3 protein-coding genes are annotated in these 2,161 nt (G+C 74.7%); 1 reads left to right on the top strand and 2 read right to left on the bottom strand.

Annotated elements, in window-relative coordinates; translation table 11 throughout:
- Window positions 1-1,342 (bottom strand): MFS transporter (locus AB0I76_RS28330; RefSeq protein ID WP_357041721.1); only part of this gene is annotated, 1,342 nt, incomplete at its 3' end.
- 35 nt (window positions 1,343-1,377) lie between these two features.
- Window positions 1,378-1,614 carry a hypothetical protein gene (locus tag AB0I76_RS28325; protein ID WP_357041718.1) on the bottom strand — a complete coding sequence of 79 codons (237 nt, stop codon included), beginning with the start codon at window positions 1,612-1,614 and terminating at the stop codon, window positions 1,378-1,380.
- A 202-nt stretch (window positions 1,615-1,816) separates the two neighbouring features.
- Between AB0I76_RS28325 and AB0I76_RS28320 the strand changes: the two genes are divergently transcribed.
- Window positions 1,817-2,161 (top strand): FAD-dependent monooxygenase (locus AB0I76_RS28320; RefSeq protein ID WP_357041716.1); only part of this gene is annotated, 345 nt, incomplete at its 3' end.

The raw sequence follows: 2,161 nt of genomic DNA, 5'->3' as shown, positions 1-2,161 counted from the left end.
ATGGCCGTCGCCCTGGACGCGCTCCAGGGCCGCTGAGCCTCGGCTCGTCCCCTGCCGGTGGTGCGCCGTCCCGTTCCGGTGGCGCGCCGCCGGCTAGCATCCCCGCTCCGCTGCCGGCCTGCGGGACCGGTACGTCGGCGAGCGTGAGGGTCTGGTTGGGCGCGATGACCAGTCCGCTGCCCAGGCCGGCGACCAGCAGCGGCACGGCCGTCCACCAGCCCACCCGCGCGTCGTCGGGCACCACGGCCAGCACCAGCACCACGGCGACGAGTCCGACCACCACGGTGAGCAGGCCGACCGCGACGAGTGGCCGCCCGTACCGGTTGACGATCCGGCCGCCGATGGCCGACGCCGCGGCCGACCCCAGCGCGAACGGGGTGATCGCCAGGCCGGCGGCGAGAGCGCTGTAACCGAGCCCGTTCTGCAGGTAGAGCGTGAAGATGAAGAAGATGGCCGTGAACCCGCCGAAGTAGACCAGCGCGATGACGGCCCCCAGCAGGTACGACCGCAGCCCGAACAGCCGCAGGTCGAACAGCGGCTCCTGGCGTCGGCCGTACCACCGCTCCCAGAGGCCGAACGCCACCAGCGTGCCCAGCCCGGCCGGGACGAGCAGCCACTTCGACGGGTTCCGCCAGTGCTCCTGGACCAGCGGCAGCAGGACCAGCACCACCCCGAGGCCGAGCAGTACGACGCCCACCGGGTCCAGCCGCCGGTGGTCGGGTCGCCCAGCGGGGCGGGTGGGCAGCAGCCGCCAGCCGAGCACCACGGCGAGGACGCCGACCGGCACGTTGACGAAGAAGACCCACCGCCAGCCGTGCTCCGCGCCGCCGAGCGCGATGAGCAGGCCGCCGAGCAGCGGCCCGACGGCGGTGGAGATGCCGATGGTGGCGCCGAGCAGCCCGAACGGGCGGGCCCGCTCCGGTCCCCGGAACAGCTCCTGGATCAGGCCGGTGACCTGCGGGTTCACGATGCCGGCGGCGGCGCCCTGGAGCAGCCGGGCGGCGACCAGCCACTGCGGGGAGGGTGCCAGTCCGGCGAGCGCGCTGGTGACCGTGAACAGGGCGATGCCGACGACGAACGCGGTACGCCGACCCCGGGCGTCGCCGTAGCGGCCGGCGGGCACCAGCACCAGGCCGAACGTGAGGGCGTACCCGGAGAGCACCCACTGCAGGTCGCTGGGGGAGGCGTCCAGGGCGCGTTCCATCGACGGCACCGCGACGTTGACGATGCTCACGTCGAGCAGGGTCATGAACGCGGCGACCAGGCCGACGCCGAGGGCCGTCCACCGTCTCCGGTCCGGCGCAGCGGTGGGGTCGGCCCCCAGGGGACGGCGATCATGCATGGCTGACCGCTACCCCGACGGCGGGGGCCGAACCGTCACGCCATCTGGCGGGCGCAGAACCGGGGTCCGAAGTCCAGGCCGGCCATCGGCGAGTCCTCCCGGTGCAGCAGGTTCTTCTCGGTGAGCTGGTGCAGGGGTTCGCGGAGCTGGTCCTCGGTCAGCCCCGTCTCCTGGGCGATGAGGTCCGGGTACGGCACCTGACCGCGCGCCTCCAGCGTCGCGACCGCGTCGTACACCTGGGCCTCGACGTCCGACAGTTGCACCTGCTGCATGGTTTCCTCCTCGGGTCTCCGCCGCCGGCGCGGGCCACCCGCACCGAGGCCGAGGGCGCCCCGCGCGGAGGGCGCGGGCGACCTGTCGGACGTCGGTTACCCGCCGGCCGACCGAAGATGCCCACCCGATCGGGCGGTCGTGGCGGTGGGGCGGGATCGTGTCCGGCGAGCCGGTGCCGCCGGTCTGCCCTAGGCTGCACCGGTGGTCGTCTGGGATCTCGCCGTGGTGGGCGCCGGCCCCGCAGGGCTCTCCGCCGCGTACGTCGCCGCCCGCGCCGGAGTGCGCACGGTGGTCCTCGAACGGGCCGCCCACCCTCGCTACAAGACGTGCGGCGGGGGCCTGATCGGCACGTCCCTCGCCGCGGTGGGGGACCGGATCGAGGTGCCCGCGCACGACCGGGTCGACCGGGTGACGTTCACCCGGGACGGGCGACGCGGGTTCACCCGCCACCATCCGGGTGGGCCGCTGGTGACGATGGTGCGCCGGGAGGAGTTCGACGACCGGCTCCGCGCCGCCGCGGTCGCCGCCGGGGCCGAGGTCCGCGAG

The organism is Micromonospora sp. NPDC049799 (genome assembly GCF_040656655.1).
Classification (GTDB): Bacteria; Actinomycetota; Actinomycetes; order Mycobacteriales; family Micromonosporaceae; genus Micromonospora.
This window is presented reverse-complemented; position numbering and strand designations above follow the sequence as displayed.